This window comes from Vibrio sp. 03_296 (genome assembly GCF_002265885.1).
This window is the reverse complement of the sequence record NZ_NPKW01000924.1, coordinates 1-437: the sequence shown is the minus strand read 5'-3', so window position 1 is coordinate 437 and position 437 is coordinate 1. Positions and strand designations below refer to the sequence as shown.

The 437-nt window shown below is 47.2% G+C and carries 1 pseudogene; it reads right to left on the bottom strand.

Going from position 1 to position 437, the window contains the following annotated elements:
• Positions 1-112: 112 nt before the first annotated feature.
• A pseudogene (locus tag CIK04_RS28880) lies at positions 113-432 on the bottom strand (chemotaxis protein CheB).
• Between the last annotated feature and the right edge of the window lie 5 nt (positions 433-437).

Here is a 437-nt window from a genome sequence, read left to right as displayed (position 1 = left end):
CTGACGTGGCACGCACCAAATTGACATCAAATGCATTCTAGTAAATCCTTCTAAAGTCAGTAGGTTTCGATTTKGTCATCAACGATGAGTAGGGTTGGTTTATCAGGCATGTTCAGCAATCACATAAAGTATTTAAGTAATGACCAATCTCTTCCAAAGAAAGGACGTGGTCGACATCAACGGCAGCCATGGCCGCGGCAGGCATGGCTTTCGCTTCTGCACTATCAATGGATTGGACTAGGGTTAGTCCACCCAGTGTTTTGATTTTTTGAGACCTAAGGCACCGTCGGAATTGGCCCCCGTCAGTACGATACCGATCAACGCGTTTCTATAGTAATCAGCCGCCGTTTCGAACAGCACGTCGATGGAGGGTCGTGAAAAATTGACGGGCGGATCGACCGACAGTGCGATACAACCATCGGTCTCAATCATCATAT